We start from the raw sequence: 3622 nt of genomic DNA, 5'->3' as shown, positions 1-3622 counted from the left end.
GACTATCCGGCATCCATGCACTGAGTAAGTTATGTCCGATAATTTTCCAGCTGACAAGGATTGGGAAGAGGCGGAGTTTCGCGCCCGGGTGCTCGGGGAGCTGCCGGCCCAGCTCACTCAGGGCAATGTCGACTGGGCCATGCATCAGCTGAATGTCAGCCGATCCACGCTCTTTCGTCTGGTGAAGCAGTTCCGCGAGGACGGGCGGACCAGTGCGCTTCTGCGGGATACCAGGGGGCCCAAACCGGGCATGCAGCCCCTGGACCCGTCGGTGGAAGCGATCGTATCCCGCCATTTCAGGGTTTTCTATGCCACCCGCCGCAAGCCCACCAGGACGCGGTTCTGGCGGGAGGTGGCCGCCGATTGTCGGGATCAAGGGCTGGCACCGCCCTCGATCCGGCGTTTGGGCCACTGGCTGGAGCAACATGACCAAGCAAAGCTGATGGCCAGGCGAGAGGGCAAGGACAAGGCCGAGCGGCGCTATCTGGCCACGCCGGGAGGCCTTACTGCAGACAGCCCTCTCGATATCGTCCAGATCGACCACACCAAGGCCGATGTGACAGTGGTCGACCCGGTGACGCGTCGTCCGCTCGGTCGTCCGACGCTGACTGTGGCAATCGATGTGAACACCCGCATGGTTTTGGGGTTTCATCTGTCGCTGGAGCCGCCATCGCTTCTGGCTGTTGCGCTGTGTCTGACCCATGCGGTGATGGACAAATCGCAGTGGCTCACTGCGCGCAGTATCAGCACGGATTGGGCTGCGCAGGGTATCCCAAACGCGATTTACGTGGACAATGGCGCGGAGTTCCACGCGCGAGCGTTCGAGCGCGCCTGTTCCGAATATCAGATCGACCTGCGGCACCGCCCGCCGGGCACGCCGCGCTACGGTGGCCATATCGAGCGGCTGATCGGCACGATGATGGGCGCAGTGCACCTGTTGCCCGGGTCGCATTTCTCGAACATTTTCGAGCGGGGCGATCTTGACGCCGAGGCCGAGGCGGTGATGACTCTCGGAGAGCTAGAAACCTGGCTCGCTCTCGAGATCACCGGCTCCTACCATGCGCGGGTCCACAGCGCGCTGGAAACGACACCTGCAGCGGCTTGGGCGGCGCGGGTAGAAGAGACCCAACTCCGCATGCCCGCCGATCTCAGGCAGTTTCTGGTCGATTTCCTGCCCTCCGAGCAGCGAGTTTTGCAGCGCGACGGCCTGCATCTCTTCCACATCCGCTACTGGGCGGACGAGTTGCGCTGGCTGATGGGCCGGGAAAGCCGCAAATTCACGCTCAAATACGACCCGCGCGATCTTTCGCGCATCTTCGTGCTGACAGAGAACGGGATCATCGAAGCCCGACCGGCGGATCTGACACGGCCTGCGATCACGCTCTGGGAGCACCGCGCGGCGCGGCGCGCTTTGCGCGAGTCCGGGCGCCGGTCGGTAGATGAGGACCTGATTTTCAGGACGATCGAGGCGCAGCGCGACCTCGTCGACAGCGCCGAGCGGCAGACCAAGGCCACGCGGCGCCATCAGGCGCGGCGGGCGCATCTGACTCCTTTGCCGATGATCGATGTGACACCGGATGCCGCCGCACGAGATGCCCTGCCTGCGCCAGAAGGGGAGGGGAGCCCGTTCCTCAGTCACCCCGGCTTCAAGGTCGAGGAGTGGTACGACGATGACTGAGTTCCCGCATCTCTATCCAGGAGCCGGCAAGATCGCCGCGCTCAGCGCCGAGGAGCGCATTCACCGGATTCGCGCCGACCGCTGGATCTCCTATCCCAGGGCCGAGGCTGCCTTGGAGAAGCTGGAGACGCTGATGTCGTTTCCCGAGCGCGCCCGCATGCCGAACCTGCTCATTGTCGGCGACAGCGGCATGGGCAAGACCATGATCATCGAGAAATTCACCCGCGACCACGCATCGAGCTTCGACGAGACCAGCGGACGGCTGCATATGCCGGTTGTCGCCGTGCAGATGGTGTCTGGGCCTGATGAATCGCGCTTCTACCGCCGGATTCTGGCCGCGATTGGTGCCCCGGAGCCGCCGCGGGCGACACTGTCTGTGCTGGAAAGCCTGGCCTTGCGTCTGCTCGCCGAATTGCGTCCGGGGATGCTGGTTATCGACGAGATTCACAGCCTGCAGGCGGGGACGATCCGCGAACAGGCACGATTCCTGAACATGCTGCGCTTTCTGGGCAACGAGCTGCGCATCCCGTTGGTCTGTGTTGGTACAGCGCAGGCCCGCAACGCGCTGCGCACCGATGATCAACTGGTGCGCCGGTTCGAGGCCTTCGCATTGCCGCCCTGGCGGGAGGGCGAGGATCTGAACGGGCTGATGAGCACGCTCACGCGCACGCTGCCGCTTCGGCGCCAAAGCCAGATCGACGGACCCGCGCTGACGCGGATGATCAAGGTGACGGGCGGCATCACCTCGGGTATCTTTTCGATCCTGTCGCAGCTGGCGATTGCTGCCATCGAAAGCGGCGAGGAACGCATCCTCTCGCGCGATATTCTGGGCGGCGACCGGTTGCAGGCTGTCCTGGGAGAACCGGTGTGACGGCGCGCGGGCGTCTGCCGGTTGTCTACCTCCCCGAGGTCGACGAACGGCTGTCTTCCTGGGCCGCGCGCATGGCCCCGTTCTACGCCATGACGGTTTCGGAATTCGTGGTCGCGCTTGGCCTAAAGGGCCGCGACGTGTTCGACTTGGAATGGCGTCTTTCGGAAGGGCAGGGGGCTCTGATCGCGACTCGGACCGGCCTTTCGCCCGAAGCGGTGCAGGCCATGACTTTCCGGGAGTTGGGGTCTGCGGCGCGCATGATGATCGCCCGGAAAAACCGGTATTACTGCCCGCACTGTCCCGAAGATCTGCATCGCAAAGCCGCCGCGCTGCCGTGGCGATTTCGCTGTCCGCTGCATGGTGTGGAGATTCGGGACGCCACCGGCGAGACACTGTCCGACCGGTTCGGTACGGATTGCTTCAAGAAACTTGAAGGGCATGCCGAGGCCGGTGCCGCTCATCTCGATGCCTGGGCGCGTAGCGCGGGGCAGGGAGACCTGGAAGCGCCCGAAGTGCTTCAGGTTCTGACGGCGCGGCATCGCCGGGCCTCGCCGCCGAACGTTTGCGAGCAGCCTCGAATGTCTCTGAAAGACCGGAGGGACTATCAAGATTTTCTGACCACGCCGATCCTCCGACAGGCGCTGACGGTCGTTGTCCCCGAATACGATCAGGTGGCGCCAGTGCTTGCCAAGCCGGTGCGGCCCGGTCTTCACGCCCTGGCGCAGGGCTCGCTCCTGCAATGTTTCGCGCTAACGGTCGGCGTTGGGCGGATCATTGAGGAGCCGGTCAAATGGGCGATCTCAGTCATGCTCGAGAGCGATGCGGAGGGGCAGGAAAGGGTCCGGCAGGCGATTAGCCCATGGCCTCTCTCGTTGAGGCGAAGCATCTCGGCCCGGTTCTGGCGCGCTGAGCGCGACGAGAGAGCACGCCAGACTGCCGAAAAAGCCGCGAGACAGCGCCAGTCTCACAAATACCTACACATCCAGTCTCATAAATACCGGTACAGAATCTCATGAACCCCGACTCGTTTTTCAGGGAAGTGCTTGAATCTCATGAATTCCGGCTATCCGACA

At 63.6% G+C, this 3622-nt stretch carries 3 protein-coding genes; all 3 read left to right on the top strand.

All coding sequences use genetic code 11. The features are described 5' to 3' along the window. Nucleotides 1–31: 31 nt before the first annotated feature. The 3 genes from ACSSVY_RS22615 to ACSSVY_RS22605 are packed head-to-tail and all read left to right on the top strand — an operon-like array spanning nucleotide 32 to nucleotide 3565. Nucleotides 32–1678, top strand: coding sequence for a Mu transposase C-terminal domain-containing protein (locus ACSSVY_RS22615; protein ID WP_454272284.1), 1647 nt, complete (start codon nucleotides 32–34; stop codon nucleotides 1676–1678). Further along, a complete protein-coding gene (locus ACSSVY_RS22610; protein ID WP_454272282.1) occupies nucleotides 1671–2549 on the top strand; it encodes a TniB family NTP-binding protein in 879 nt (292 codons plus the stop codon). Before ACSSVY_RS22615 ends, ACSSVY_RS22610 begins: the two co-directional genes overlap by 8 nt. Continuing rightward, the gene (locus tag ACSSVY_RS22605) at nucleotides 2546–3565 is read left to right on the top strand and encodes a TniQ family protein (protein ID WP_454272280.1); all 1020 of its coding nucleotides are present in this window, start codon (nucleotides 2546–2548) and stop codon (nucleotides 3563–3565) included. Before ACSSVY_RS22610 ends, ACSSVY_RS22605 begins: the two co-directional genes overlap by 4 nt. Nucleotides 3566–3622: the final 57 nt, after the last annotated feature.

This window comes from Roseovarius sp. MBR-51 (assembly GCF_053628575.1).
This window is presented reverse-complemented; position numbering and strand designations above follow the sequence as displayed.